Origin of the sequence: Bergeyella anatis (assembly GCF_036016955.1) — a bacterium.
GTDB lineage: Bacteria > Bacteroidota > Bacteroidia > Flavobacteriales > Weeksellaceae > JAYWXI01.
Genome location: NZ_JAYWXI010000152.1, coordinates 1 through 415 on the forward strand (window position 1 = coordinate 1; position 415 = coordinate 415).

General features: G+C 39.3%; 1 protein-coding gene. It reads right to left on the reverse strand.

Translation table 11 applies throughout. The features are described 5' to 3' along the window. The coding region (locus tag VQ048_RS12710; RefSeq protein ID WP_327611990.1) for a TraM recognition domain-containing protein at positions 1–415 on the reverse strand (415 nt) is incomplete at both ends.

Sequence of the window (415 nt, forward strand, 5' to 3'; positions counted from 1 at the left end):
TCCTTGTGTAAGGTTCGATATTTTACTCGGTGGTATCAAACTATCCATTTGTGTACTAATCGAAGTCGATTTATCACTTCGGTTAATGGTCATACTTTGGCGTTTTTGTAAGACTTTACCGAAACGCTCGGACAAGGTTTTCGCTGTTTCACCCACAACCTGCCCACTGAAAATATTGCCCACTGTATTTTGAATTACCTTACTTTCTTTATCGCCATAATCCCTTGTTAGTTGTGAAAAGTCTTGAAAACCTAAACACACCGCCACTTTGTTACTCCTTGCTGTGGCAATCAAATTATCTAACCCACGAAAATAAATCGTTGGGAGCTCATCAATAATCACAGACGACTTTAACTGTCCTTTTTTGTTGATGAGTTTTACAATACGAGAGTTATAAAGCCCCAAGGCTGCCGAA